Source organism: Streptomyces sp. NPDC055400, assembly GCF_053644375.1.
On record NZ_JBSHLM010000008.1, the window covers coordinates 19,242 to 45,469 of the forward strand.

At 70.8% G+C, this 26,228-nt stretch carries 23 protein-coding genes; 8 read left to right on the top strand and 15 right to left on the bottom strand.

The window, feature by feature from the left end:
- Positions 1-106 precede the first annotated feature (106 nt).
- Positions 107-865, top strand: coding sequence for an alpha/beta hydrolase (locus tag ACWIGU_RS21560; RefSeq protein WP_454403131.1), 759 nt, complete (start codon positions 107-109; stop codon positions 863-865).
- Here the strand turns inward: ACWIGU_RS21560 and ACWIGU_RS21565 are convergent, their stop codons facing one another.
- Positions 866-1,837, bottom strand: a complete 972-nt coding sequence (locus ACWIGU_RS21565; RefSeq protein WP_454403133.1) for a LysR family transcriptional regulator — start codon at positions 1,835-1,837, stop codon at positions 866-868.
- Between the two features lie 62 nt (positions 1,838-1,899).
- Between ACWIGU_RS21565 and ACWIGU_RS21570 the strand changes: the two genes are divergently transcribed.
- Together ACWIGU_RS21570 and ACWIGU_RS21575 are read left to right on the top strand one after the other, a co-directional pair.
- On the top strand, positions 1,900-3,189 hold the full coding sequence (locus tag ACWIGU_RS21570; protein ID WP_454403135.1) for an MFS transporter: 1,290 nt from the start codon (positions 1,900-1,902) through the stop codon (positions 3,187-3,189).
- Positions 3,190-3,338: 149 nt separating this feature from the next.
- A complete protein-coding gene (locus tag ACWIGU_RS21575) occupies positions 3,339-4,331 on the top strand; it encodes a sigma-70 family RNA polymerase sigma factor (RefSeq protein WP_454403137.1) in 993 nt (330 codons plus the stop codon).
- On the opposite strand, the gene ACWIGU_RS21580 is transcribed toward ACWIGU_RS21575, so the two are convergent.
- The gene (locus ACWIGU_RS21580; RefSeq protein ID WP_454403139.1) at positions 4,233-4,604 is read right to left on the bottom strand and encodes an STAS domain-containing protein; all 372 of its coding nucleotides are present in this window, start codon (positions 4,602-4,604) and stop codon (positions 4,233-4,235) included. The genes ACWIGU_RS21575 and ACWIGU_RS21580 overlap by 99 nt on opposite strands.
- Before the next feature lie 187 nt (positions 4,605-4,791).
- Here ACWIGU_RS21580 and ACWIGU_RS21585 point away from each other — a divergent pair, with 187 nt between their 5' ends.
- Entirely contained in the window at positions 4,792-5,715 is a 924-nt protein-coding gene (locus tag ACWIGU_RS21585; RefSeq protein WP_454403141.1) for an AEC family transporter, read from the top strand.
- A 59-nt stretch (positions 5,716-5,774) separates the two neighbouring features.
- On the opposite strand, the gene ACWIGU_RS21590 is transcribed toward ACWIGU_RS21585, so the two are convergent.
- The 11 genes from ACWIGU_RS21590 to ACWIGU_RS21640 all read right to left on the bottom strand — a co-directional run bounded on the left by ACWIGU_RS21590 (position 5,775) and on the right by ACWIGU_RS21640 (position 19,178).
- Complete coding sequence (locus ACWIGU_RS21590) at positions 5,775-7,052, bottom strand: thymidine phosphorylase (protein WP_454403143.1); 1,278 nt, start codon at positions 7,050-7,052, stop codon at positions 5,775-5,777.
- 93 nt (positions 7,053-7,145) lie between these two features.
- The gene (locus ACWIGU_RS21595) at positions 7,146-7,535 is read right to left on the bottom strand and encodes a cytidine deaminase (RefSeq protein ID WP_100594725.1); all 390 of its coding nucleotides are present in this window, start codon (positions 7,533-7,535) and stop codon (positions 7,146-7,148) included.
- The gene (locus tag ACWIGU_RS21600; RefSeq protein WP_454403145.1) at positions 7,532-8,821 is read right to left on the bottom strand and encodes an ABC transporter permease; all 1,290 of its coding nucleotides are present in this window, start codon (positions 8,819-8,821) and stop codon (positions 7,532-7,534) included. Before ACWIGU_RS21600 ends, ACWIGU_RS21595 begins: the two co-directional genes overlap by 4 nt.
- Entirely contained in the window at positions 8,818-9,963 is a 1,146-nt protein-coding gene (locus ACWIGU_RS21605; protein ID WP_454403147.1) for an ABC transporter permease, read from the bottom strand. The genes ACWIGU_RS21600 and ACWIGU_RS21605 overlap by 4 nt, the downstream gene beginning before the upstream one ends.
- Positions 9,960-11,528 carry an ABC transporter ATP-binding protein gene (locus tag ACWIGU_RS21610; protein WP_356282094.1) on the bottom strand — a complete coding sequence of 523 codons (1,569 nt, stop codon included), beginning with the start codon at positions 11,526-11,528 and terminating at the stop codon, positions 9,960-9,962. The genes ACWIGU_RS21605 and ACWIGU_RS21610 overlap by 4 nt, the downstream gene beginning before the upstream one ends.
- Before the next feature lie 192 nt (positions 11,529-11,720).
- Positions 11,721-12,782 carry a BMP family lipoprotein gene (locus ACWIGU_RS21615; protein ID WP_454403149.1) on the bottom strand — a complete coding sequence of 354 codons (1,062 nt, stop codon included), beginning with the start codon at positions 12,780-12,782 and terminating at the stop codon, positions 11,721-11,723.
- Between the two features lie 209 nt (positions 12,783-12,991).
- Entirely contained in the window at positions 12,992-14,251 is a 1,260-nt protein-coding gene (locus ACWIGU_RS21620; protein WP_454403151.1) for an amidohydrolase, read from the bottom strand.
- Between the two features lie 149 nt (positions 14,252-14,400).
- Positions 14,401-15,489, bottom strand: a complete 1,089-nt coding sequence (locus tag ACWIGU_RS21625; protein WP_454403153.1) for a hypothetical protein — start codon at positions 15,487-15,489, stop codon at positions 14,401-14,403.
- A gap of 85 nt (positions 15,490-15,574) precedes the next feature.
- Positions 15,575-16,513: an N-acetylneuraminate synthase family protein gene (locus tag ACWIGU_RS21630; RefSeq protein WP_454403154.1), complete on the bottom strand. Its 939-nt coding sequence runs from the start codon at positions 16,511-16,513 to the stop codon at positions 15,575-15,577.
- Between the two features lie 14 nt (positions 16,514-16,527).
- Complete coding sequence (locus ACWIGU_RS21635) at positions 16,528-17,835, bottom strand: cytidylyltransferase domain-containing protein (protein ID WP_454403156.1); 1,308 nt, start codon at positions 17,833-17,835, stop codon at positions 16,528-16,530.
- Positions 17,836-17,861: 26 nt separating this feature from the next.
- Complete coding sequence (locus tag ACWIGU_RS21640; protein WP_454403158.1) at positions 17,862-19,178, bottom strand: DUF6716 putative glycosyltransferase; 1,317 nt, start codon at positions 19,176-19,178, stop codon at positions 17,862-17,864.
- Between the two features lie 198 nt (positions 19,179-19,376).
- Here ACWIGU_RS21640 and ACWIGU_RS21645 point away from each other — a divergent pair, with 198 nt between their 5' ends.
- The 4 genes from ACWIGU_RS21645 to ACWIGU_RS21660 all read left to right on the top strand — a co-directional run bounded on the left by ACWIGU_RS21645 (position 19,377) and on the right by ACWIGU_RS21660 (position 23,836).
- Positions 19,377-20,366, top strand: coding sequence for a glycosyltransferase family 2 protein (locus ACWIGU_RS21645; RefSeq protein ID WP_454403160.1), 990 nt, complete (start codon positions 19,377-19,379; stop codon positions 20,364-20,366).
- A complete protein-coding gene (locus ACWIGU_RS21650; RefSeq protein ID WP_454403162.1) occupies positions 20,363-21,700 on the top strand; it encodes a polysialyltransferase family glycosyltransferase in 1,338 nt (445 codons plus the stop codon). Before ACWIGU_RS21645 ends, ACWIGU_RS21650 begins: the two co-directional genes overlap by 4 nt.
- A complete protein-coding gene (locus tag ACWIGU_RS21655; protein WP_454403164.1) occupies positions 21,697-22,842 on the top strand; it encodes an acyltransferase family protein in 1,146 nt (381 codons plus the stop codon). The genes ACWIGU_RS21650 and ACWIGU_RS21655 overlap by 4 nt, the downstream gene beginning before the upstream one ends.
- A 94-nt stretch (positions 22,843-22,936) precedes the next feature.
- Positions 22,937-23,836 (top strand): class I SAM-dependent methyltransferase, encoded by a 900-nt coding sequence (locus ACWIGU_RS21660; RefSeq protein WP_454403166.1) that lies wholly within the window; start codon positions 22,937-22,939, stop codon positions 23,834-23,836.
- Positions 23,837-23,865: 29 nt separating this feature from the next.
- Here the strand turns inward: ACWIGU_RS21660 and leuE are convergent, their stop codons facing one another.
- Together leuE and ACWIGU_RS21670 are read right to left on the bottom strand one after the other, a co-directional pair.
- Entirely contained in the window at positions 23,866-24,522 is a 657-nt protein-coding gene (gene leuE, locus ACWIGU_RS21665) for a leucine efflux protein LeuE (RefSeq protein WP_454403168.1), read from the bottom strand.
- A 65-nt stretch (positions 24,523-24,587) separates the two neighbouring features.
- Positions 24,588-26,177, bottom strand: coding sequence for an acyl-CoA mutase large subunit family protein (locus ACWIGU_RS21670; RefSeq protein WP_454403170.1), 1,590 nt, complete (start codon positions 26,175-26,177; stop codon positions 24,588-24,590).
- Positions 26,178-26,228: the final 51 nt, after the last annotated feature.

Below are 26,228 nucleotides of genomic sequence, written 5' to 3' on the forward strand. Positions count from 1 at the left end.
CTCTAACGCCTACGCGCGTAGATACTCGATGGCGTCCGCCTGTCGATACGTAACGGTGACCCTGCGGACGGGTGGCGTACACCGGGCCTTCTGACACTGTTCTGTCATGGGACAGCAAGCGACGACGGTCCGTGAGGCCCGGCTCGGGAAGGCGATGGGGCCGGTTCCCGCGACGGTGAGCGGTGTGGTTCTGCTGCTTCCCGCGGGTGAGGAGACCTCCGCGCGCAGGCCGTCACCCCTGGCCTCGGCGGCCGTACGGACCCTGGGGCGCGCCCTCGTGCGCGAGGGACGGCGGGAGGGCCTGGCGGCGCATGTCGTGCACTACCGCGGCCGTGGCTGGAACGGCGCGCAGGCACAGCTCGCGCGCGACGCCGACTGGGCCGCGGACGAAGCCGTACGGCGCTACGGCGACATCCCCGTCTGCCTCGTCGGGGTCGACATGGGTGCCCGCGCGGCGCTGCGCGCGGGCGGGCACAGCGCCGTCAACTCGGTGCTCGCGCTTGCCCCTTGGCTGCCCGAGGAGGACGTCGCCGCGCCACCCGAACCGGTGAAACAGCTCGCGGGCCGCCGCGTTCTGATCGTGCACGGCACGAACGACGAGCGCACGGATCCCGAGCTGTCGTTCCGCCTGGCCGCCCGCGCGAAGAAGTCCAACCGCGACATCTGCCGCTTCGAGGTCCACTCCGACGGCCACGCGCTCCACCAGCACCGCACCGAGGTCCACGCCCTGTCCCGCGACTTCGTGCTCGGCTCGCTCTTCGGCCGGGCGTTCTCGCGGCCGCTGCAGGACGCGCTGGCCGCGCCGCCGCCGCTGGGGCTGCGGATGCCGCTGGCCTCGGGCTTCGGCAGGTCGCCCGCGCGGTGACTACTCCTGCGCGCGCGTCCACTCGGAGAGCAGCTTGCCGCGCCGGGAGAGCAGGAACTTCTTGAACGCCGCGACGGGCGGGGTGTCCGGATGGCCGTCGAGCCAGGCCACGCCGATCTCGCGCACCGCCCGCTGCCCGGTCACGGTCAGCTCCACAACTCCCGGGCGCGGTACGGCCGGTGGCGGCAGGAGCGCCACACCGAGGCCCGCCGCGACGAGGCCGCGCAGGGTCTCCGTCTCCTCGCCCTCGAAGGCGATGCGCGGCTTGAACCCCGCCTCCGTGCACAGGCCGTCGGTGATGCGGCGCAGCCCGTAGCCGGGTTCGAGGGTCACGAACGTCTCGTCGGCCGCCTCCGCGAGGCGGACGCGCTTGCGGCCCGCGAGGCGGTGGTCGTCGGGGACGACCAGGCGCAGGCGCTGCTCGTCGAGGCGGCGCGCGACGAGGCCGGGCGCGTCGGGGACGGGCGAGGTGAGGCAGAGGTCGAGCTCGCCGGCGCGCAGGCGCTCCAGCATCGCCTCGCCGTAGTTCTGGACGAGGCTGAAGCGGATACGGGGGTGGTCGGCGCGGAAGGCGCGGATCAGGCCGGGGACGGTCTCGGAGCCCATGGTGTGCAGGAAGCCGAAGGCGACCTTGCCCGACGCGGGGTCGGCGTCGGCCCGTACGGACTCGGCGGCGCGGCCGACCTCGGCGAGCGCCCTGTCGACGGACATGAGGAAGGTACGGCCCGCCGGGGTGAGCGAGACGGTGCGGCCGTGGCGCGCGAACAGCTCCACGCCGAGGTCCTGTTCGAGGCGGACCAGGGCGCGCGACAGCGTCGACTGGGGGATCTCCAGCTCGTGCGCGGCCCGCGTGACGTGCTCGGTGCGGGCGACCGCGGCGAAGTACGACAGGCGGGGCGCGAGCGTCCTCACGATGTCTTCTGTGTCACTGGACGGTGACAGTCGAGTCTCTGGGCTCTGCTTATGCGCCATGGGATTGATTATGGCGTTTTCATGCATTGGACGCATGAAACACGGAGGCCTACCTTCGAGATATGCCTCCTGCCAGTAGCGGGGCGGCCGCCACCCAAGCGGTCGCCGCCCGTAAGCCGTCGTCCCCCGAAGCCCCCGACACCCGTCTGAACCCGGGCGGCCCCGGTTACCGCCGGATGAGCTTCGCCCTCTTCCTGGCCGGGGTCGCGACCTTCGCCCTCCTGTACTCCACGCAGGCCCTGCTCCCCCTCGTCTCCGCCGACTTCGGCGCCAGCGCGAGCGCCGCGAGCTGGACCGTCTCCGGCGCGACGGGCGCGCTCGCCCTGTGTGTACTGCCGCTGAGCGCCCTGTCGGAGCGGTTCGGACGGCGCACCGTGATGACGGCGTCCCTGACGGTGGCGGTCGCGGTCGGCCTGCTCGTGCCCTTCGCTCCCTCGCTCGGCGCGCTGATCGCGCTGCGGGCCCTCCAGGGCGCCGCGCTCGCCGGTCTGCCGGCCTCCGCGATGGCGTATCTCGCGGAGGAGGTGCGGCCCAAGGCACTGGTCGCCGCGATCGGCCTGTTCGTGGCGGGCAACTCCATCGGCGGGATGAGCGGCCGGGTCATCACCGGGTGGGTCGCGCAGGAGTGGGGCTGGCGCGCGGCGGTCGCCACGATCGGCGTGATCGCCGTGGGGTGCGCGGTCGCGTTCCGGCTGCTGCTGCCGCAGCCCCGGCACTTCACCCCGGGCTCGCTGCGGCCGCGGGTCCTGGCCCGCACGGTGCGCGGCCACCTCGCGAACCCGCTCCTGTGCCGTCTGTACGTGATCGGTGCCCTGTTCATGACGGTCTTCGGCGCCGTCTACACGGTGATCGGCTACCGGCTCACGGCCGCGCCGTTCTCGCTCCCGCAGGGCATCATCGGCTCGATCTTCCTGGTGTACCTGGTGGGTACGGTCTCCTCGGCCGCGGCCGGCAAGCTCGTCGCGCGGCTCGGGCGGCGCGGGGCGCTGTATCTGGCGGTGGGCACGACGGCGTCCGGGCTGCTGCTCTCGCTCGGCGACGCGCTCGTCATGGTGCTGCTCGGCCTCGTCCTGATCACGGCCGGCTTCTTCGCGGGCCACGCGGTGGCCTCGTCCTCGGTCAGCCACACGGCGACGCACGGGCGGGCGCAGGCGTCCGCGCTGTACCAGTCCGTGTACTACATCGGCTCCAGCGTGGGCGGCACGCTCGGCGCGGTGGCCTTCCACGCGGGTGGCTGGGCCGGGACCGTGGCCCTCGGCCTGGTGGCGGTGCTCGGCGTCGTGTCGGTGACCCTGTGGGGCTCGCACGCGGCGCGGGTGCAGCAGCGGCAGACGCTCGTGGCGGCGCACTGACCGCGCCCGGATCTTACTGACAACGGCCCCCGGACCGGCGCATTTCGCCGGTCCGGGGGCCGTTGTCAGTGCACTGCGGTAGCTTCCGAAGTGCTGGGACTTGCATGGACTTTCGGGACTTGTCAGAAGCCGCAGGGCGGGGTGTGGACATGAGTGACATCGCAGGGACGACCACTGAGCTGGACGTCCGTCTCGAGCAGTACCGGGTCGAGCTGACCGGGTACTGCTACCGGATGCTGGGCTCGGCCTTCGAGGCCGAGGACGCGGTGCAGGACACGATGGTCCGCGCCTGGCGCAGCTTCGACAAGTTCGAGGGCCGCTCCAGCCTGCGGTCCTGGCTGTACCGCATCGCGACGAACGTCTGCCTGGACATGCTGAACGCGGGCAACAAGCGGGCCCGGCCGATGGACCTGACGGCGGCGGCGCCGCTCGCCCAGGCGGCGCTCACACCCCGGCCGGACAACGTGTGGCTGGAGCCGATGCCGGACGCGCGCGTGCTGCCGACGGTGCACGACCCGGCGGAGGCGGCGGTGGCGCGGGAGTCGGTGCGGCTCGCGTTCGTGGCGGCGCTCCAGCAGCTCCCGGCCAAGCAGCGGGCCGTGCTCATCCTGCGCGAGGTCCTGGCCTGGAAGGCGCAGGAAGTCGCCGAGCTCCTCGACACCTCGGTGGCGTCGGTGAACAGCGCGCTCCAGCGGGCCCGCGCCACGCTCGCCGAGCCCCCGGTCGAGAAGAAGGGCTCCGACGGCGAGCTGGACGAGGAGCACCAGGCGCTCCTCGAGCGCTATGTCGCCGCGTTCGAGGGCTACGACATGAAGGCGCTCACGGCGCTGCTCGCCGAGGACGCCATCATGACGATGCCGCCGTTCGACCTGTGGCTGCGCGGCACGCCGGACATCACGGGCTTCATGACGACGATCGGCGCCTCATGTGCCGACAGCCGGCTGGTGCCCGTCGAGGCCAACGGCTCGCCCGCGTTCGCCCACTACAAGCCCGACCCGGACAAGGGCGGGTTCTCGCCGTGGGCCGTCCAGGTCCTCGAGGTCTCAGAGGGCCGGATCACCGGACTCCACTGCTTCCTGGACACAGCGCGCTATTTCCCGCTCTTCGGCCTGCCGCTCCATCTCGACGACCAGCCCGCCTAGGCCGGGCAGGCCGACCAACTGAAGCAGGGCCCACAGAGCCGGGGACGGATCGCGCAGCCGCAGTCCTGACCCGGCTCTGCGGGCGGCGAGCTGCATCCGGGCGAGCGCGTCCACGGTGGCGAGATCGGCCGTGGTGACGGCCGCGAGGTCGCAGACGATGTCGCGCGAGGGGGCGCGGGCGCACGCCGTGCGCACCTGGTCGCACAGGTGCGGCACATCGCCGCGGCGCAGAGGGCCGGCGGGAGCCAGGTCGGGAGGTCGGGAAGCAGCCACGCTAGGGAGACCGGCGCGGCGGCGGGAACTCATCGGCGGTCCGGCCGCGCGCCGGGTGCCGTGCATCACGCCGCCCTGGTGTCACGCGCATCACGTTGACCCTGTGTCGGGTGGCCTCCGAGGCTAGGGGGATGCCCCTTGATCGCGTACCTGCTCAGCCGTCCGCACGACGCCGGCAGGGGGCATCGTGGCAGGGGTGCTGAACGGGTTCGCCGTCATCGCGGTGGTCATCGCCGTCGGCTTCCTGATCGGCAAGCGCGGCTATCTCGGGGACAACGGCCGCGAGGTCCTCACCAAACTCGCCTTCCATGTCGCCACTCCCGCGCTGCTGTTCACCACGCTCGCGAAGGCCGATCTCTCGGTGATCCTGTCGCCGCGGCTGCTGGTGACGGCGCTGAGCACGGCGGCCGCCGCCGGGGTGTTCATCGCGGTGGGTGTCGCGCGCCGGTGGGGCGTGGGGCGGACGACGATCGGCGCCCTGTGCTCCAGCTACGTCAATTCGGGCAACCTCGGCATCCCCATCGCCGTGTACGTCCTCGGCGACGCCTCTCTGGTCGCGCCCGTGCTGCTTTTCCAGCAGATCGTGGTGACGCCGATAGCGATGACGGTCCTCGATCTCTCGGAGGCCGGTCGGACGCGGCCCCTGTGGCAGCGGATCGTCACGCCGCTGCGCAACCCGATCGCGGTCGGCGCGCTCGCGGGCGTGATCGTGGCGGCGACGGGGTGGACGGTGCCGGGTCCCGTCTTCAACCCCGTCGATCTGATCGGCAAGATGTCCGTGCCGGTGGTGCTGCTCGCGTACGGGATCTCGCTGTGCGGGAGTTCGCTGCCGGCCCGGCGCGGTTCCGACCGGGTGCCGGTGCTGCTGTCGGTGGCCCTGAAGTCGGTGGGGCAGCCCGCGGTGGCGTGGGTGCTCGCGGCGGGCGTCTTCGGCCTGCGGGGCGCGTCACTCCTGGACGTGGTGGTGACGTCGGCGCTCCCGGCCGCGCAGAACCTCTTCACGTACGCGTCGCGCTACAACGTCGCGGAGAAGCTGGCGAGGGAGTCGATCCTGCTGACGACGCTGGCGTCGGTGCCGGCGCTGGTGGTGATCGCGGCGTTGCTGGGGTGAGCCGGACGGGACCGGCAAGGGTCTGCCGATCCCGTTCACCCGTACGAGGAAACCCCAGGTCAGCCGATGCGTTCCCGCACGACCGGCATGGGCTCGAATGCCGTGCCCGGGGCCGAGATGTCGTAGGAACCCTCGACGGACTCAAGGGCGTACTCGAAGCGCTCCGGGGTGTCCGTGTGCAGGGTCAGGAGGGGCTGGCCCGCGGTGACGGGCTCGCCCGGCTTGGCGTGGAGTTCGATGCCGGCAGCGGCCTGGACCGGGTCCTCCTTGCGGGCGCGGCCCGCGCCGAGGCGCCAGGCGGCGACACCGATGCCGTACGCGTCGAGGCGGGTCAGGACACCGGAGGCGGGCGCCGTGACGACGTGCTGCTCACGGGACGTGGGCAGCGCCGCGTCCGGGTCGCCGCCCTGCGCGGCGATCATGCGGCGCCAGACGTCCATCGCGGAGCCGTCGGCGAGGGCCTTCGCCGGGTCGGCATCCTTGATGCCCGCCGCGTCGAGCATCTCGCGGGCCAGGGCGAGGGTGAGCTCGACGACGTCGGAGGGGCCGCCGCCCGCCAGTACCTCTACGGACTCCCGGACTTCGAGCGCGTTGCCGGCGGTGAGGCCGAGCGGCGTCGACATGTCGGTGAGCAGGGCGACCGTGTGAACGCCGCTGTCGGTGCCCAACTCGACCATGGTGGAGGCGAGTTCGCGGGCGTCCTCGATGGTCTTCATGAACGCGCCGGTGCCGACCTTGACGTCGAGGACGAGCGAGCCCGTGCCCTCGGCGATCTTCTTCGACATGATCGAGGAGGCGATGAGCGGGATCGCCTCGACGGTGCCGGTGACATCGCGCAGCGCGTAGAGCTTCTTGTCCGCGGGGGCGAGCCCGTCGCCGGCCGCGCAGATCACGGAGCCGACGGTGTCGAGGACGTTCAGCATCTCGTCGTTGGAGAGCAGGGCGCGCCAGCCGGGGATGGACTCCAGCTTGTCGAGGGTGCCGCCGGTGTGGCCGAGGCCGCGGCCGGAGAGCTGCGGGACGGCGGCGCCGCACGCGGCGACCAGCGGGGCGAGCGGCAGCGTGATCTTGTCGCCGACGCCGCCGGTGGAGTGCTTGTCGGCGGTCGGGCGGGACAGGGACGAGAAGTCCATGCGCTCGCCGGAGGCGATCATCGCGGCGGTCCAGCGGGCGATCTCCGTACGGTTCATGCCGTTGAGGAGGATCGCCATGGCGAGCGCCGACATCTGCTCGTCCGCGACGACGCCGCGTGTGTACGCGTCGATGACCCAGTCGATCTGCTCGTCGCTGAGTTCGCCCCGGTCCCGCTTGGTCCGGATGACGGAGATGACGTCCATGGCGTTGTCCTTCCGCAGGTGGCAGCAGGCCGACTCTACGCGCATAGAGCGACCCGTTGAAAGCGGCCCCGCCCAACAGGGCGGGGCCTTCGGTCAGTTGAGGTGCTGGGGTCCGAACGCGTCGGGGAGCATCTCGCCGAGCGGGCGGATCCCCGATGTCGTCTCCAGGAGCAGCTCGGTGCCCCCGAACTCGTAGAGGAGCTGGCGGCAGCGGCCGCACGGCATCAGGATCTCGCCCTTGCCGTCCACGCACGTGAAGTGCGTCAGGCGGCCGCCGCCGGTGAGCTGGAGCTGCGAGACGAGCCCGCACTCGGCGCACAGGCCGAGCCCGTACGACGCGTTCTCGACGTTGCAGCCCGACACGGTGCGGCCGTCGTCCACGCGGGCCGCGGCGCCGACCGGGAAGGCCGAGTACGGCACGTACGCGCGGGACATGGCCTCGCGGGCCGCCTCCCTGAGTGCTTCCCAGTCGGCTTCCGTCACTTGCCCTGACCCTTCCGGTAGCGCATGCCGTCGGCCTTGGGCATCCGCAGCCGCTGCGCGGACAGGGAGAGCACCAGGAGGGTGACGACATACGGGGTGGCGCCGACGAAGTCGCCGGGCACCTCATCCGTCAGGAGGTACCAGACCAGGACGACCGCGGCAATCACCGCGCTGATCGTGGCCTGGATCATGGCCTTGCGGTACGCCTTCCAGCCCGCGAGCAGAGCAAGGAGCACGACCAGCAGGAGCAGCAGCGCGTGGACGGTCTCGCCGCCGTTGCGCAGCTGGAGCGCGTCGGAGAAGCCGAACAGGCCCGCGCCCATGGCGAGTCCGCCCGGCCGCCAGTTGCCGAAGATCATGGCGGCGAGGCCGATGTAGCCGCGCCCGCCGGTCTGGCCCTCCAGGTAGCTGTGCGAGGTGACCAGCGCGAGGAACGCGCCGCCGAGACCCGCGAGTCCGCCGGAGATGGCGACGGCCGCGTACTTGTGCGCGTACACGTTGACGCCGAGGGACTCGGCCGCGACCGGGTTCTCGCCGCAGGAGCGCAGCCGCAGGCCGAACGAGGTGCGCCACAGCACCCACCAGCTGCCCACGAAGAGCAGCACGGCGAGGATCGTGATCACGGAGACGTTCGTGACCAGGCCGCCGAGGATGCCGGCCACGTCGGAGACGAAGAACCAGTGGTGCTGCTCGATGGAGTGCAGTCCGCTGGACAGGCCCGGGACGGTGAAGTCGCCGAGCGACTCGGCGGGCGGCGACTGCTTGGGGTTGCCGCCCTTGGTCGCGGGCTCGCCCTCGGCGAAGAACAGCTTGGCGAGGTACTGGGTGGCGCCGAGCGCGAGGAGGTTGACGGCGACACCGGAGACGATGTGGTCGACGCCGAACGTGATGGTGGCGACGGCGTGGATCAGACCGCCCAGCACACCGAAGCCGATGCCGCAGACGAGGCCGAGCCAGGGGCTGGCCTGCCAGCCGAGCCAGCCGGCGCCGAACGTGCCGAGGATCATCATGCCTTCGAGGCCGATGTTGACCACGCCGGCCCGCTCCGACCACAGGCCCGCGAGGGCCGCGAGGCCGATGGGCACGGCGAGTCCGAGCGCGGCGCCGATCTGGCCGCCGGAGGTGAGCTGGTCGGCGCCCGTGATGACGCGGACGGCGGAGACCAGGAACAGCGCGCCGACGACGATCATCAGGGTCTGGCCCGTGGAGAGCCGGCCGCGCGCCTTCTTGGCGCCGCTCACCGCGGGGGCCGCCGGCGGCGGGGTGTCGGTCGTCGTGGCGGTCATCCGGCCACCTCCTGCTTGTCGGTGCGGACGGCGGCGGCCTGCGCGGCGAGCTCGGCGCCGACCCGCTGCTGCTGGCGCTTGAGCCCGTAGCGGCGTACGACCTCGTAGGCGATGACGACGCACAGGACGATGACGCCCTGGATCACGCCGAGGATCTCCTTGTCGTAGCCCTGGAACTCCAGGTGGTTGGTGGTGCGCTCCAGGAAGCCCCACAGCAGGGCGCCGAGCGCGATGCCGACCGGGTGGTTGCGGCCGAGCAGCGCGATCGCGATGCCCGTGAAGCCGAGGCCGGCCGGGAAGCTGTTGTCGAACTGGTGGCTCTCGTTGAGCAGGGTCGGCATGCCGACGAGACCGGCCACCACACCCGAGATGATCATGCTGGTGGCGACCATCTTCTTGACGCTGACACCGCTCGCGGCTGCCGCGGACTCGGACTGGCCGACCGTGCGCAGGTCGAAGCCGAAGCGCGTACGCCCGAGGACGAACCAGTACGCGATGCCGACGAGCACGGCGATCACGATGAAGCCGTTCAGCTGGCCCGAGGCGCCGGTGTCGAAGTTGAAGAGGTACGAGGACGCGGGCAGCGGCTTGGTGGAGACCAGGGTGCCCGCCTCGTCGAGCTGGCCGAGCTTCCCGGGCTGCAGGAAGTAGGCGATGACCGCGGTGGCGATCGCGTTCAGCATGATCGTCGCGATGACCTCGCTGACGCCCCGCGTCACCTTGAGGATGCCCGCGATGCCGGCCCACAGGGCACCGGTTCCCATGGCCGCCAGCAGCATCAGCGGAATCGCGAGCCAGCCGGGCAGCGTGAGCGCCCCGCCGAGCACGGCCGCGACGAACGCGGCGAGCCGGTACTGGCCGTCGACACCGATGTTGAACAGGTTCATGCGGAAGCCGATGGCCACCGCGACACCCGCGAGGTAGTACGTCGTCGCCTTGTTGAGGATGTAGACCTGGCTGTCGCTCGCGGAGCCGTAGGTCACCATGTCGCTGAACGCGGCGAAGGGGTCCTTGCCGGTCGCCGCGATGATCACGGCGGTGACGACGAGCGCGGCGATGATCGCCAGGAGCGGGGCGGCGACCGCGAGGATCAGCCGCTCCTTGTCGATCCGGGACTTGCCCCGGGATATCAGTGTCTTCATCGGGCGTCCCCGCCTTCGGCGTCTTCCGTGTGCTCGAGGTGGCCGGAGGCCGCACCTGTCATGGCGGAGCCCAGCTCCTCCGGGGTGATGGTGGCGGGGTCGGCGTCGGCGACCAGGCGGCCGCGGTACATCACCCGCAGGGTGTCGGACAGGCCGATCAGCTCGTCCAGGTCGGCCGAGATGAGCAGCACGGCGAGGCCCTCGCGGCGGGCGCGGCGGATCTGGTCCCAGATCTGGGCCTGTGCGCCGACGTCCACACCGCGGGTGGGGTGGGCGGCGATCAGCAGCTTGGGCGCGTGGCTCATCTCGCGGCCGACGATCAGCTTCTGCTGGTTGCCGCCGGACAGGGAGGCCGCGGTGACCTCGATGCCGGGGGTGCGGACGTCGTAGTCGCGCACGATGCGCTCGGTGTCGGCGCGGGCGGCCTTGAGGTCGAGCAGCCCGCCCTTGGAGTTGGGCCGCTCGGTGACGTGGCCGAGGACCCGGTTCTCCCACAGCGGCGCTTCGAGGAGCAGCCCGTGACGGTGCCGGTCCTCGGGGATGTACCCGACACCGGCTTCGCGGCGCTTGCGGGTGGGGGTCCGGGTGACGTCGGCGCCGTTCAGGGCGACGGTGCCGCGGTCCGCGGTCCGCATGCCCATGATGGCCTCGACGAGTTCGGACTGGCCGTTGCCCTCCACGCCCGCGATGCCGAGGACTTCGCCGCGGCGGATGGTGAAGGTGATGTCGTCGAGGATGACGCGCTCGACGCCGTCCAGGTCGGTCTGCGTGAGGCGCACCCCGGCCAGGTGGAGCATCGGGGTGTCGGTGACCGTCGACTCCTCGGTCTCCGGCGACGGCAGCTCACTGCCCACCATGAGCTCGGCGAGCTGCTTGGTGCTGGTGTTCCTCGGGTCGGCCGTGCCGACCGTCGTCCCGCGCCGGATGACCGTGATCTCGTCCGCGACGGAGAGCACCTCACCCAGCTTGTGGGAGATGAAGATGACCGTGAGGCCCTCGGACTTGAGCTCGCGCAGGTTGTCGAAGAGCGCGTCGACCTCCTGCGGCACGAGGACCGCGGTGGGCTCGTCGAGGATCAGCGTCCGGGCGCCACGGTAGAGGACCTTGAGGATCTCGACGCGCTGGCGGTCGGCGACCCCGAGCTCCTCGACGAGGACGTCGGGGCGCACGCCGAGGCCGTACGCCTCCGATATCTCGCGGATCTTCGTACGTGCCTTGCCGCCGATGCCGTGCAGCTTCTCGGCGCCCAGGACGACGTTCTCCAGGACGGTGAGGTTGTCGGCCAGCATGAAGTGCTGGTGGACCATGCCGATGCCGCGAGCGATGGCGTCGGCGGGCGTGGCGAAGGTGACCTGGGTGCCGTCGACCGCGATGGTGCCCTCGTCCGGCTTCTGCATGCCGTAGAGGATCTTCATGAGGGTCGACTTGCCGGCGCCGTTCTCACCGCACAGGGCGTGGACGGTGCCCCGCCGTACGGTGATGTCGATGTCGCGGTTGGCGACGACGCCGGGAAAGCGCTTGGTGATGCCGCGCAGTTCGACGGCGGGAGGGCTGGACGCGTTGATGGCGCACTCTCCTCGGGGGACAGGACGTACGTACGGAAGGGGTGAACGGTCGCGCGGAGCCGCGCGGGGGCGCGTCGGCGACGGTAATACGCCAACTCTTAGCTACACGCGTAGAGTTGACACATTGTTATGGCTCGGCGAGGGGAAGCTTTCGCCATCCCCCCGCCGAGCCGGGCCCTTGGGGGCCTCAGGTCACGGGGTGGTCTTGACCTTGACCTTGCCGCTCGCGATCTGCTCCTTGGCGGCGTCCAGCTTGGCCTGGATGTCGTCGATGAAGCCGCCGGAGGTGGCGAGCGAGACGCCGCCGTCCTTCAGGGCGTAGGTGTTGGTGCCGGTCTTCGGCGAACCGTCCTTGACCGACTTGATCAGGTCGTAGACGCCGATGTCGACGTTCTTGACGACCGAAGTCAGGATCGAGGACTTGTACTTGGCCAGACCCGGGATGTTGTACTGGTCCGAGTCGACGCCGATCGCCCAGGCGCCCTTCGTGCCGGAGACGGCCTCGATGGCACCGTTGCCGGAGGAGCCGGCCGCCGAGTAGACGACGTCGGCGCCCTTGTCGAGCATGCCCTGGGCGGCTTCCTTGCCCTTGTCCGGGGAGGCGAAGCCGGAGGTGTCCGAACCGTGGCTCAGGTACTGGACGTCGACCTTGATCTTCGGGTTGGTGGCCTTGACGCCCTGGACGTAACCCGCCTCGAACTTCTTGATCAGCGGGACGTCGACACCGCCGATGAAGCCGACGTGGTCCTTCTTCGTCTTCAGCGCGGCGGCGACGCCGGCCAGGTAGGAGCCCTGCTCCTCGGTGAAGACGATGGAGTCGGTGTTCTTGGCGTTCACCACGGAGTCGACGATGCCGAAGGTGGTCTTCGGGTACTTCGCGGAGACCTTGGTCATCGAGGTGGCGTACGCGTAGCCGACCCCGATGATGGGGTTGTAGCCGGCGTCGGCCAGGTCGGACAGGCGCTGCTCGCGGTCGGCCTCGGTGTCGGAGGTCTTGGCGGTCAGCTCCTTGAGGTCACCGCCGAACTCCTTCTTGGCCTTGTCAGCACCGCGCGCGGCGGAGTCGTTGAAGGAGTGGTCACCACGGCCGCCGACGTCGAAGGCGAGGCCGATCTTGACGCCGCCCTTCTTGCCGGAGTCCGACGAGGAGCCCGAGGACTCGTTGTCCGAGGAAGTGCCGCCACATGCGGTGGCGGTGAGAGCGAGTGCCGCGGTGGCTATGCACGCAGCAGAGAGTTTGGCTACCCGGCGCAAGGGAGGCTCCTTCGACCTGACCTGAGCGCCGGGCTCCCGGCGCTGGTTTTCGGACGGATCGTAACGCGCGTAGATGTCAGATAAAGGGCCGTTCCGCAGCCGTTATCGGATTGACGCGAACGCCGCCCGGCCGTCCGGTCTACGGGGCGTTACGGGGGTGGGTCGGGTGGGTTACGTGCCGCCCACACCGACCCTTGCCCCGCACCGGTCTACGCCCCCTGCGTCCGTGCGGCCCCGTCCATGAGCGCCGCCGCGGTGAACAGCTCCACCCCTACGGTGATCGCCGACTCGTCGGCGTCGAAGTCGCCCTGGTGCAGGTCGCGTCCGCCGCGCTCGCCGGGGGTGCGCACCCCGAGGCGGGCCATGGCGCCGGGGACGTGCTCCAGATACCAGGAGAAGTCCTCGCCGCCCAGGCTCTGCTGGGTGTCCTCGACGGAGTGGGGGCCGCGGCGCAGGGTCATCGCCTCGGTCAGGAGATCGGTGACCTCCGGGTCGTTGACCACGGGCGGCACCCCGCGGATGTAGTTGATCTCCGACTTGGCCCGGTAGAGGTCGGCGATCTCCTGGATCGCGCCGTGCACCAGGTCCGGCGCCTGCCGCCACGCTTCGAGGTCGAGGCAGCGGACCGTGCCGGACAGCTCGGCGTGCTGCGGGACGACGTTGCACGCGTGGCCGGATTCGATGCGTCCCCAGGTCACGGCGAGGCCCGAACGGGCGTCGATGCGGCGGGCGACGAGCGCGGGGACCTCGGTGGCCACCTTCGCGGCGGCGGTCACGAGGTCGGTGGTGAGGTGGGGGCGCGCGGTGTGCCCGCCGGGCCCGTCGAGGGCGACCTCGAGCCGGTCGCAGGCCGAGGTGATCGCGCCGTGCCGCAGCCCGATCCGGCCCGCGTCGACCTTCGGGTCGCAGTGCACGCCGATGATCGACCCGACGCCTTCGAGCACGCCCGACTCGATGGCGTCGGGGGCGCCGCCGGGCAGCACCTCCTCGGCGGGCTGGAAGATCAGGCGTACGGGGTGCGGGAGCCGGCCCTGGCGGTGCAGCTCGGCGAGGACCAGGCCCGCGCCGAGCACGACCGTCGTGTGCACGTCGTGACCGCAGGCGTGGGCCCGGCCGGGCACGGTGGAGCGGTAGGTGCAGCTCGCCTTGGTGTCAGGGATGGGAAGCGCGTCGATGTCGGCGCGCAGGGCGAGCATGGGAGGCCCGCCGCGCCACTCCCCCTCCGCCGTGCCGATGTCGCAGACGAGTCCGGTGCCGATGTCCAGAATGCGGGGCGTGAGCCCGGCCTCCTCCAGGCGGGCCCTGATCGCCGCCGTGGTGCGGAACTCCTGGTTGCCGAGCTCGGGGTGCATGTGCAAGTCACGGCGGAAGGCGACCAGTTCGGCACGGAGCTCTTCGGACAGCGTGCCGGGCAGCGCTCCGGAGGTGACCGCTTCCCCGGGCTGACCGGCCTCGGACTCTCGGGACATCAATTGGTTCACCCTTTGAAGGGTAGGCCGGGGCAGGGGGCGGCCGCCCCACGATCAACAAAAGTTCAACCGAATTGGGGTAAGAAACCCGGCCCCGGTGCGCATGACCTACCCGTACGGGGGGTATGGGGTCTTTTTCGTCCCCCCGCTCACATCGCCGGGGCGACCGAGGCAAGGCGGTGTACGTCGCGTGCGGTGCCGGTGACGCCGGACAGGAAGCCCTGGGCGCGCGGTGAGGCGCTCTCCGTCAGCCAGGCGGGGTCGATGTCGCAGACGGCGACGCGGACCTCGGTGCCGACGAGGGCCAGGGGCAGGGTGTGGACGACCGTCGAGGGGAAGCTGAGGATCGTACGGCCGATGGGGCCGCGGCGGGCGATCAGTTCGAGCGGGAGGTCCGGGCGGACGATCTCCAGGCCGGTCTCGACCGCGAGGCGGTGCAGCTTGTCCGAGCTCTCGCGGCGGTGGGCGAAGTAGCGCGTCGCGCCGTGGGCGCGGGCGAGGGTGCGGACGGCCTCCAGGTAGCGGTCCGGGTCGACGACGCCGGTCTCGACGAGCGACGTGCCGACGAGGTCGGCGCCCTTCGTCATGCGGGGCGGGCCGAAGCGGGCGCGGGTCCAGGTGAAGTCGTTGCGGGTGACGCGGACACCGTCGGGGACGGAGTCGATCGGCATGGCCGAGAAGACCTCGACGGCGCGGCGGGCGCCGTCGGGGGTGAGGCGGCGGCGGGCGGCGGCGGACACGGGCGCGAAGACGACGTCGCGCGGTCCGGGGCGGCCGCCGCGACGGTGCCAGCGCACGAGGCGCTCACCGCGGGCGAGCTGGGAGACGAACTCCATGGTCGCGGTGCCGTCGTCGACGACGACGAGTTCGGGGGCCCGGGTGATCGTCAGCAGGAGCTGCACGTAGCGGGAGAACGGGTCGCCGATGACGATGCGGGCGGCCTTGCGCAGCGCGCCCGCGAGTCCGCCGATGGTGTGGAAGGGTGCGGTGGCGCCGCCGCGCGCCTCTTCCCAGCGGACAATGTGGCCCTCGTCGCGGGCGAGTTCGGCCATGCGGCGCAGCTGGCCGCGGGTCATGGGGTCCGTGGGCGACAGGACGACCAGGGTGATCCGGTCCGTCTTGTCGGTGCTCTCGGCGCGATGCGCCCATTCCAGGACGTTGAGGAGCTGGACGGGGCTCTCCACGAAACACAGGGTTCCGGAGCGGCGTCCGGAGCGTGCTGCTGACATGGGCGACATGGGCCCTCCGAGGGACCTGTGGGGGTTGGGGCCCGTGGGCCGGCGCCCGGCTGGGCGCCGGCCCACACGGGCGGACGTCGGACGGTCAGACGCCGACCGGCTCGCCCGCGGCGACGGCGATCTCCGACTCGGCGACGACGCCCGCGACGCGGCGGAGCTTCTTCATCGGGCCGAGCTCCGACTCGTAGACCTTCTTGACGCCGTCACCGAGGGACGCCTCGATGGTGCGGATGTCGCGCACGAGGCGGGTGAGGCCCTGCGGCTCGACGGAGGCGGCCTGGTCGGAGCCCCACATGGCGCGGTCGAGGGTGATGTGGCGCTCGACGAAGGCGGCGCCGAGGGCGACGGCGGCGAGCGTGGTCTGCAGGCCGGTCTCGTGGCCGGAGTACCCGATCGGGACGTTCGGGTACTCGGACTGGAGGGTGTTGATGACGCGGAGGTTGAGCTCCTCGGCCACCGACGGGTACGTCGACGTGGCGTGGCACATCAGGATGTTGTCCGAGCCGAGGACCTCGACCGCGTGGCGGATCTGCTTCGGCGTCGACATGCCGGTGGAGAGGATGACCGTGCGGCCGGTGGCGCGCAGGGCGCGGAGCAGCTCGTCGTCGGTGAGCGACGCGGAGGCGACCTTGTGGGCCGGGACGTCGAACTTCTCCAGGAAGGCGACGGCCTCGGTGTCCCACGGGGAGGCGAACCAGTCGATGCCGCGCTTCTTGCAGTGCTCGTCGATCTGGCGGTACTCGTCCTCGCCGAACTCGACGCGGTGGCGGTAGTCGATGTACGTCATGCGACCCCAGGGGGTGTCGCGCTCGATGTCCCACTGGTCACGCGGGGTGCAGATCTCGGGGGTGCGCTTCTGGAACTTGACGGCGTCACAGCCGGCCTCGGCGGCCACGTCGATCAGCTTGAAGGCGTTGTCGAGGTCGCCGTTGTGGTTGATGCCGATCTCACCCGTGATGTAGACGGGGTTACCGGGGCCGGCGGTCTTCGAACCGAACGTGCGCAGGCGGGAGTTGGTGCTCATGACTGGGGAGTTCCTTACTTGTTGAGGGAGTCGAGAGAAGGGCCGAGGATCCAGGTGGCGATCTCTCGGATCGCGCCGTCACCACCGGGGAGAGTGGTGACCGCGCGCGCGGCGCCTCGTACGACGTCGTGGGCGCTCGCGACCGCCACGGGCCAGCCGACAAGGCCGAAGCACGGGAGGTCGTTGACGTCGTTGCCGACGTAGAGCACGCGCTCGGGCGCGATGCCCTGTTCCTCGCACCACTGCTTCAGTGCGAGGTCCTTGCGGTCGATGCCGTGCAGGACCGGGATCTGGAGCTTCCTGGCCCGGGCGGCGACGACCGGGTTCTGTTCCGTGGACAGGATCAGCAGCGGCAGGCCCGACTTGCGCAGGGCCGCGATGCCGAGGCCGTCACCGCGGTGCACGGTGACGAACTCCCGTCCGTCGGAGTCGATCAGCACCTTGTCATCGGTCTGGGTGCCGTCGAAGTCGATGACGACCGCGTCGATGTCCTCGGCGGTCGGGAGGGAGCCGGGCCTGTTCGCGTCGAAGAGGGGCGCGAGGGCACGGGCTCGGGAGAGGTCGTGCGGGTCGTCGATCTCCAGGACCCGCGCGGGGTCGGTGCGCACGAGTTCCGTGCGGCCGAAGAAGCGGTGCTTGGCCACGCGGAAGCCGCTCGCGTCCATGGCGTAGACCGCGCCGGTCTCCAGGAGGTCCTGGGGGCGGTCCTGACGCATCTGGCGGAAGGACTTGTCGTGGTTGACGCCGTAGCCGCCGCTGGTGGCGGCGGGGGCGACCAGCGTGTCGGTGCCGCCCTCGACGGCGGCGCGCTCGACCGCGGGCGCGGCCGGCACACCGGGTTCATCGGAGTCGTCGCGCCACACGAACCCGTGGAAGGGGGCGACGGTCAGGGCCGTGTCGGCGCCCTTCGCGACGATCGCGTTGACGACGGCGTCGATGTCCTCTCGGACGATGAAGGGGCTGGTGCACTGGACGAGGAGCACGACGTCGACCGCTGCGCCCTGGAGGGCCTCGTGGGCGTCGAGGGCGTGCAGCACGGCCGCCTCGGAGCTCGACTTGTCGCCGGCGATGGCGGCGGGCCGCAGGACGACCTCGGCGCCCGCCTCACGGGCGGCGGCGGCGATCGCGGCGTCGTCGGTGGAGACCACGACGTCCGTGACGAGCCGGGTGGCGCGGCACTCGCGGACGGTGCGGGCCACGAGGGGCACGCCGCCGACCGGGGCGAGGTTCTTGGCGGGCACTCCCTTGGAGCCGCCACGGGCGGGGATCACGGCGAGGACGCGGCGGACCGGTGCCGCTGTGCCCGCTTCCGGGTTGGTCATCAGGTCTCCTTGAGGGGTACGGGCGTTCACAGCTCGCCCATCCGCCGGATGACGGGCGCCACGCGCTGCACTCCGTGCCGGTAGGCGCCACGGGCGGCGCGGCGCACGATCTGCCGGACGGGGCCGGGCTCCTTGCCGGCGGCGGGTGCGCCGGGCAGCGGCGTCCCGTCGGGGGCGAGGTGGTGGCGGGCGAGGATGCGCGGCAGGTAGCCGGGGGCGGTGGTGAGGCTGTAGTAGGGGGCCAGGGGCGGGAGCCGGTCGGCTCCGGTCAGGCCGGTGACCCGGGCGCGGGCCGTGTCGAAGGCGGTGTCGTACGTGCCGTCGGCCGCGACGCCCTGGCGTGCCACCCACTCCTCGTCGGCCTTCGGCAGGTGGCCCGCGTCGAGCTGGTCCCAGGAGGCGAGGCACCCGGAGCCGGTGAAGTGGTGGTTGCCGAGCGCCTCGCGCACCCCGAGGTCCGTGAGCAGCGCGGTGGGGATGCGCCGGTGCAGGGCTTCGAGCGCGGCCGTCGAGCTGACGGTGACCAGGAGGTCGGTGCGGTCGAGCACCTCGCCCATGTGCCCGTAGACGAGGCGGCAGTTGGCGGGCAGTCCGCCGTCGATCCGCTGGGCGAGCTTCTGGTAGGGCGCCTCTTCGATGTGCGTGGTGTGCTCGCCCGGCTTGCTGCGCAGCTTGAGCAGTACCTCGCGCTCGGGGTGCAGCCGGGCGTGCTGGACGAGCCGCTTGAGCAGGTAGGCGCGGTCGGCGGGGGTGTCCGGTACGGAGGGCTGCGCCGCGAAGACGACCGTGTACGGGTCGTGCTTCTCCTCGTAGGGCGTGCCGCCGAGGAACGGCAGCGCGCACTCGGTCACCGAGGAGGCATCGGCGTCCACACCCTCGTACACGGCGCGGAAACGGTCCGCGTCGTGGCGGGAGTTGGCGAGGACGAGGTCGGCGCCGTGCCGCAGGAGCAGCCCGTCGGCGAGCTTCTCGTAGACGACTCCCACGTAGCCGGTGACGACGACCGGCCGCTCGGCCCTGCCCTGCCAGGCCCGCGCAAGGCCGTGGAGCATGGCCTGGACGGCGCCGCCGACGAGGGCGAGGACGACGACGTCGTAGCGGTCGGCGTCCTGCTCCATGCGGCGCAGGAATTCGACGGCGGTGACTTCGTCGAGGCTGTCGGCGCGGACGCCGACCTCGTCGAGCTGGCGGGGTGTCGGGGTGGCCCGGCCGCGCAGGAGGAATCCGTTGAGCGGGCTCTCGTCGGTGGTGAGGCGGCGCGCGGTGAGCGCGCCCCACTTCCACCGGGTGTCGGAGTCCGCGAGCACGGCGACCCGTCGGGTCTCAGGGGTACTTGCTGGCACACCGAAGAAGCTAGGAAGCGATTCCGATCGACGGCCCAACCGGAGCGCAACAAACGGTTAACAGCGCACCGACGAATGGCGAATCCGGCCGGGAAGTGCCCGGGAAGCAGGCGGGTTCACTATTCCGCCACGCGTCGTTCACCTGACATCTCACCATCGGTCAAGACGAATGCCGGGCCGCCGCCTAGCGTCCTTCACGTGGTCAAGCTCTCCGTCATCGTGCCGTTCTACAACGTGCAGCAATACGCGCCCGACACCCTCAGAAGTCTTCGTGCCAACGCGCGCGACGACTTCGAATTCATTCTCGTCGACGACTGTTCGAAGGACGAGACCCCGGACATCCTCGCGCGCGCCGAGCGCGAACTGACCGGCGCCGGCAGTGTCAGATACGTCCGACACGAAAAGAACGGAGGCCTGGCCACCGCGCGCAACACCGGACTCGACGCGTCGCGCGGTGAGTACCTGACATTCCTGGACGGGGACGACTGGCTCGCCCCTGGATACTACGAGCAGCTGCTCGCCTCCATCGAAGGCCTGGGCTGCGATTTCGTCCGTACGGACCACGTCCAGTGCACCGCGCGGGCCCGCACCGTCCACCGCGTGCCGACCGGCAGGCGCGGTGTCGTCATGGATCCGCGCGAGGCGATCCTGCCCGCCGACCGTTCGACGTCCGTCGACTACGCGTACGCGTGGGCCGGCATGTACCACCGGCGGCTCGCCGACGCCGGCCTCCTCCACTTCACCGACGGCCTGCGCACGGCCGAGGACAGGCCGTGGATCTGGCGGCTGCACCGCGAGGCGAAATCCTTTGCCGCGGTGGGACTTCTCGGCGTTTTCTACCGGCGCGGTGTCGCCTCGTCGCTGACGCAGATCGGCGATGTGCGGCAGCTCGATTTCATCAAGGCGTTCGACCAGGTGGTGGCCGAAACGGCACAGGACCAGGACGCGGAAAAACTTCTGCCGAAGGCCGTCCGTACGTACTGCGCGATTATTTCCCACCACTTGGGATCCATCGAAAGGTTCGAACCGGCAGTGGCGCGCAAATTGAAGACACTGAGTTCCGCGGCGCTGAAGCGCATGCCGCAGGACGTACTCGACGACGCGCTCGACTCGATGGACGCGCAGCGGGCGACGCGCCTGCGCCGGCTGCGGCGCCGCCCCGCCTCGGCGGGGGTGGCTGCCGCGTGACCACGCAGATCTTCCTCGCCTCCACGCTGTACGGGACCGCGACGCTCGCCGCGGCCCTCGACGCGGACTGTTACGCGCCCGCGGACCGGCGCATCCTGCTCGTCGCCAACAATGCGGCGACCCCGGAGACGACGCCCGCCGTCGACGAGATGCCGGGCTTCGAGCGGCTGCGCGGCCGCTTCGACGACGTCGTGTCGTGGAACGAGACCATCGCGCCGTTCCACCCCGGCGGCTGGGCCCCGCGCCCCGACGACGTACCGCTGTGGGAGCGCCATCTGCGTCTCGCCTGGGACCTGGGCGACGACGACGTCGAGCTGGCCGTGGAGTCGATCCAGGTCAACCCGGCGATGGCCGTGGCGCAGATCTTCACCGGCGTCCCCGTCGACGTGTACGCGGACGGCCTGATGAGCTACGGCCCGACCCGCAACAAGATCGACCCGCTGGTCGGCACCCGCGTGCGGCGGCTGCTGCACCTGGACCTCGTACCGGGCCTGAAGCCGCTGCTCCTCACGGAGTTCGGCGTGGAGCCCGAGGTCGTGCCGACGGACGTCTTCGTGAAGGTGCTGGCCGAACTGGGCGATGTGAGCGGTGAGTTGCCGCCCGTCGGGCCCGAACCGGCCGTGCTGCTCGGGCAGTACCTGTCCGCGCTCGACATCCTCACCGCGCAGGAGGAGGAGGACCTGCATGTGCGGATGATGCGCGGCGCGGTCGCCCTCGGCCACACGCGGATCGTCTTCAAGCCCCACCCGACGGCGCCGGCCACCTGGTCGCGCACGCTGGAGGCGGAGGCGGAGAAGCTCGGCGCCGAGCTCACCGTCCTCGACACGCCCGTGCTCGCCGAGGTCCTGTACCAGCGGATGCGCCCGGCCCTGGTGGTCGGCTGCTTCTCGACGGCACTCTTCACCGCGTCCGCGCTCTACGGCATCCCGGTCGCCCGCATCGGCACCGGCACCCTCCTCGACCGGCTCGCGCCCTACCAGAACAGCAACCGCGTCCCGGTCACGATCGTGGACGCGCTGCTGCCGGAGCTGTCGGAGCAGGCGGCCGTGACCGCGCAGGAGTCCGGCACGGCGAACGCCGAGCTGAACCAGCTGGTGCGCGCGGTCGGCTTCGCGATGCAGCCGAAGATCTACCCGGACCTGCGGGCGGCGGCCGAGCGCTATCTCTCGACGCACTTGAACGACCGCACGTGGCGTTATTTCAAGCGCCGCCGGCTCACGTCCCTCGCGCTGCCTGGCGCCGTCCCGGCCCAGCTCGCGTTCATTCCGCGCAACGCGACGGTGCGCCGGGTCGCCCGCCGCGCGCGCTCGTTCAAGCGGGCTGCCCTCGGATGAGTACTTCAGAGACGACGCTCCCGAGGCTTTCCCCGGGAGCGGACGCCACGGTGCGGACCGCGCGCCCCCGCGCGCACGCACCGCGGCTGAGAGCCCTGGACGGCCTGCGGCTCATAGCCGCCCTGATGGTCGCCGCGTACCACTACGGCGGCCGTGACGGTGAGGTGTCCCAGGCCTGGGGCACCTCTCCGAAGGTCCAGTTCCCGTCACTGCACCAGTGGTTCGCCTACGGCTGCCTCGGGGTGCAGATCTTCTTCGTCATCAGCGGCTTCGTGATCTGCATGAGCGGCTGGGGCAAGCCCCTGCGCTCGTTCTTCGCCTCCCGCGCGTCCCGGCTGCTGCCCTCCTACTGGGCGGCCGTGATCCTGGTGACGGCGGTCTTCGCGCTGCCCGTGGTCGCGTACAAGGCGGTCTCGCCCAGTGACGCGCTCCTCAATCTGACGATGCTCCAGCAGCCGCTCGGCGTGGACCGGGTCCTCGGCGTCTGCTGGACCCTGTGGGCCGAGGTCCGCTTCTACGCGCTGTTCGCCCTGTTCATCGTCCTGCCGGGCGCGAACCGGCGCCGCGTCGTGCTGTTCTGCGCCGTGTGGACGCTCGCCGCCGCGATCACCCAGGCGTCCGGCGAACCGGCCCTCAAGGTCATCCTCATGCCGGAGTACGCGCCGTACTTCATCGGCGGCGTCGGCCTGTACCTGCTCCACCTCAACCGCCGCGACATGACCGCGTGGGGCATCGTCCTCGTGAGCTGGCTGATCGGTCAGCACTACGCGGTGGCCGCACTGTGGCATGCACCGAACCCTCACTTCTTCTCGTACCGGGGGTCGGGCTCGATCATCCTGATAGTGACCCTCGGCTTCGTGGCGGTGGGCGCGATCGCGCTCGGGCTGCTGAACCGGATCAACTGGGGATGGCTGACGGTCGCCGGTGCGCTGACGTACCCGTTCTACCTGGTCCACGAGCATCTGGGCTGGGTGGTGATAGAGGTGCTGCACCGGCGTATCGGGCTGCCGTCCGCCGTGACGTTCACCCTCACGGTGGCCGCGATGCTCATCCTCGCCTGGCTCCTGAACCGCTTCGTGGAGAAGCCGCTTGCACCTTTCCTGCGCAAACAGCTGAACCCCACGCCCGCCAGGATTCACTGAGGGTTCATGCCCGGCGGAGTTTGCTTGCCGATTGGCTTATGCGATCTCCGGGCGCCTTGACCCTGTCGATCAGAAGCTCATAGGTTCGCGTCCCATGACTGCTGTGCACACCACCGCCCGGCGCCCGATCGACCTCGACGACGTCCCCGGCTGGTTCCCCCCGCTCGACCAACTCCTGTTCACCTGGCTCCTCGAACGGCAGGCGCGGCGGGAGGTCCACGGGGATCTGCTGGAACTCGGCGTCTACATGGGCAAGAGCGCGGTCCTCCTCGGACAGCATCTGCACGGCACCGAGAAGTTCACCGTGTGCGACCTGTTCGAGGGCGACGCCCCCGACGAGGCGAACCAGGCCGAATCCACCAAGTCGTACGCCTCACTGACCCGGCAGGCCTTCGAGGAGAACTACCTCTCGTTCCACGACGAACTGCCGAAGGTCGTCCAGGGGCCCAGCTCCGTGATCTCCACCGAGGTCGCCCCGGGCACCTGCCGCTTTGTCCACATCGACGCCTCACACCTCTACGAGCATGTGTACGGCGACATCGGCGCCGCCCGCGAACTGCTCGGCGCCGACGGCATCGTCGTCCTGGACGACTTCCGCTCCGAGCACACGCCGGGCGTCTCCGTCGCCGCGTGGGAGGCCGTGCTCAACCGCGGCCTGCGCCCGATCTGCCTGAGCACCCAGAAGATGTACGCCACATGGGAGGACCCCGAGCCCCTCCAGGAGGAGCTCCTCGGCATGCTCAGGGAGCGCGACGACATCGCCCTCAGCGTGCAGCAGGCGGCCGGTCACCGCCTGGTCCGCACGAAGTCGAAGGCGGTCAAGGCGCCCGCGTTCCCGCGCTCCCGCCACCATGTGGAGCACCGGGAGGAACCGAAGGCGGCCGCCGCCCCGGTCCCGGCTCCCGTACGCAAGCGCAGCCGCGCACGCCGGATCGCCGTGGATCTGACGCCGCCGGTCATCACCCGGGCCGTGCGCCGCGCCCGCAGGGGCTAGCGCCTCTCGTCCGGGCAGGGCCGGGGGCCTCAGGCTCCCGCGAGGGACAGCTTGACCGCGAAGCCCAGGAACAGCATGCCCGCCGCCGTGGTCGCGCCCGCCGAGAGCCGCTTGCGGCGCCGGAAGGCGCCGGCCAGGCGGGTACCGCCGAAGATCAGGGTGGAGAGGTAGAGGAAGCTCAGGATCTGGAGCAGCCCGCCGAGGACCACGAAGGACAGCGCCGGGTAGGCGTAGCCGGGATCCACGAACTGGACGAAGAAGGAGATCAGGAACAGGATCGCCTTCGGGTTGAAGAGGCTGACGATCAGGGCGCGGCGGTACGGGTGCTCGTCACCGCTCCCGGTCACCGGCTCGGTTCCGGTCTCCACGGCGGGCTCACCGCGCTGCTTCCACAGCGCCCGCGCCGACCGGATCATGCCGATCGCCATCCATGTCAGGTAGCCCGCTCCCGCGTACTTCACGACGAGGAAGAGCAGGGGCGTCGTCTGCAGCACGGAGGCCGCGCCGAGCGCGGCCAGGGTCATCAGGACCGTGTCCCCGGTGAAGACACCTGCGGCGGCCGCGTATCCGGTGCGTATGCCCTTGCGGGCGGCCACGGAGAGCACGTAGAGGGAGTTCGGTCCTGGCAGCAGGACGATGAGGACGAGACCGGCCAGATAGGTCGGGAGATTGATGACACCGAGCATGAAAGGGAGTGTCGCACGCCTATATGGCCATACGACACTCCCTGCTCAGAGGGTGAAACGCGGCCTCAGAACGCGTCGGTCGGGATGTACGTGCCCCACACGTCGCGCAGCGCGTTGCAGACCTCGCCGACGGTGGCGCGGGCGCGCAGGGCGTCCTTCATCGGGTACAGGACGTTGGCTGAGTCCGCGTCGCTCTCTGCCGCCTTCCTGAGCGCCGCGAGCGCCGCGTCCACGGCCGCCTGGTCGCGCTCGGCGCGCAGCTTCGTGAGGCGCTCGGCCTGCTGGGCCTCGATCGCCGGGTCGACGCGCAGCGGCTCGTAGGGCTCCTCGGCGTCGAGCTGGTAGCGGTTGACGCCGACCACGACGCGCTCGCCGGAGTCGGTCTCCTGCGCGATGCGGTAGGCGGAGCGCTCGATCTCGTTCTTCTGGAAGCCGTGCTCGATGGCGTTGACCGCGCCGCCGAGGTCCTCGACCTTCGTCATGAGTTCGAGCGCGGCGGCCTCCACGTCGTCCGTCATCTTCTCGACGACGTAACTGCCGGCGAACGGGTCGACGGTGGCGGTCACGTCGGTCTCGTAGGCGAGGACCTGCTGGGTGCGCAGGGCGAGGCGCGCGGACTTGTCGGTCGGCAGCGCGATGGCCTCGTCGAAGGAGTTCGTGTGCAGGGACTGCGTGCCGCCGAGCACGGCGCCGAGGCCCTGGACGGCGACGCGGACGAGGTTGACCTCCGGCTGCTGGGCGGTGAGCTGCACGCCCGCGGTCTGCGTGTGGAAGCGGAGCATCAGCGACTTGGGGTTCTTCGCGCCGAACTCCTCCTTCATGACCTTGGCCCAGATCCGGCGGGCCGCGCGGAACTTGGCGACCTCCTCCAGGATCGTCGTACGCGCCACGAAGAAGAAGGACAGGCGCGGCGCGAAGTCGTCGACGTCCATGCCGGCCGCGACGGCCGTGCGCACGTACTCGATGCCGTCCGCGAGCGTGAACGCGATCTCCTGCGCGGGCGAGGCACCGGCCTCGGCCATGTGGTAGCCGGAGATCGAGATGGTGTTCCACTTCGGGATCTCGGCCCTGCAGTATTTGAAGATGTCGGCGATCAGCCGCAGGGAGGGCTTCGGCGGGAAGATGTACGTGCCCCGCGCGATGTACTCCTTCAGCACGTCGTTCTGGATCGTGCCGGTCAGCTGGTCCGCGGGGACGCCCTGCTCCTCGCCGACGAGCTGGTACATGAGCAGGAGCAGCGCCGCCGGGGCGTTGATCGTCATCGACGTGGACACCTTGTCCAGCGGGATGCCGCCGAACAGGACCCGCATGTCGTCGATCGAGTCGATGGCCACGCCGACCTTGCCGACCTCGCCGGACGCGATCGGGGCGTCCGAGTCGTGGCCCATCTGGGTGGGCAGGTCGAAGGCGACGGACAGGCCCATCGTGCCGTTGGCGATGAGCTGCTTGTAGCGGGCGTTGGACTCGACGGCGGTGCCGAAGCCGGCGTACTGGCGCATCGTCCAGGGCCGGCCGGTGTACATCGACGGGTAGACGCCCCGGGTGAAGGGGTACTTGCCGGGCTCGCCGAGCTTCTCGGCCGCGTTCCAGTCGGCCAGCGAATCAGGGCCGTAGACCGGCTCGATGGGCAGTCCTGACTCAGACTCGCGCGCCATGATTGTGCCTCCAGCTCGGGTGTTACTTGCCAGTTGGGTCGACCCTCGCGA

Bases quoted from the DNA above. Each gene is read 5' to 3' on its own strand.
- ACWIGU_RS21560 (WP_454403131.1), top strand. From the start codon at position 107: ATGGGACAGCAAGCGACGACGGTCCGTGAGGCCCGGCTCGGGAAGGCG.
- ACWIGU_RS21565 (WP_454403133.1), bottom strand. From the start codon at position 1,837: ATGGCGCATAAGCAGAGCCCAGAGACTCGACTGTCACCGTCCAGTGAC.
- ACWIGU_RS21570 (WP_454403135.1), top strand. From the start codon at position 1,900: ATGCCTCCTGCCAGTAGCGGGGCGGCCGCCACCCAAGCGGTCGCCGCC.
- ACWIGU_RS21575 (WP_454403137.1), top strand. From the start codon at position 3,339: ATGAGTGACATCGCAGGGACGACCACTGAGCTGGACGTCCGTCTCGAG.
- ACWIGU_RS21590 (WP_454403143.1), bottom strand. From the start codon at position 7,052: ATGGACGTCATCTCCGTCATCCGGACCAAGCGGGACCGGGGCGAACTC.
- ACWIGU_RS21600 (WP_454403145.1), bottom strand. From the start codon at position 8,821: ATGACCGCCACGACGACCGACACCCCGCCGCCGGCGGCCCCCGCGGTG.
- ACWIGU_RS21605 (WP_454403147.1), bottom strand. From the start codon at position 9,963: ATGAAGACACTGATATCCCGGGGCAAGTCCCGGATCGACAAGGAGCGG.
- ACWIGU_RS21620 (WP_454403151.1), bottom strand. From the start codon at position 14,251: ATGTCCCGAGAGTCCGAGGCCGGTCAGCCCGGGGAAGCGGTCACCTCC.
- ACWIGU_RS21625 (WP_454403153.1), bottom strand. From the start codon at position 15,489: ATGTCGCCCATGTCAGCAGCACGCTCCGGACGCCGCTCCGGAACCCTG.
- ACWIGU_RS21630 (WP_454403154.1), bottom strand. From the start codon at position 16,513: ATGAGCACCAACTCCCGCCTGCGCACGTTCGGTTCGAAGACCGCCGGC.
- ACWIGU_RS21635 (WP_454403156.1), bottom strand. From the start codon at position 17,835: ATGACCAACCCGGAAGCGGGCACAGCGGCACCGGTCCGCCGCGTCCTC.
- ACWIGU_RS21655 (WP_454403164.1), top strand. From the start codon at position 21,697: ATGAGTACTTCAGAGACGACGCTCCCGAGGCTTTCCCCGGGAGCGGAC.
- ACWIGU_RS21660 (WP_454403166.1), top strand. From the start codon at position 22,937: ATGACTGCTGTGCACACCACCGCCCGGCGCCCGATCGACCTCGACGAC.
- leuE (WP_454403168.1), bottom strand. From the start codon at position 24,522: ATGCTCGGTGTCATCAATCTCCCGACCTATCTGGCCGGTCTCGTCCTC.
- ACWIGU_RS21670 (WP_454403170.1), bottom strand. From the start codon at position 26,177: ATGGCGCGCGAGTCTGAGTCAGGACTGCCCATCGAGCCGGTCTACGGC.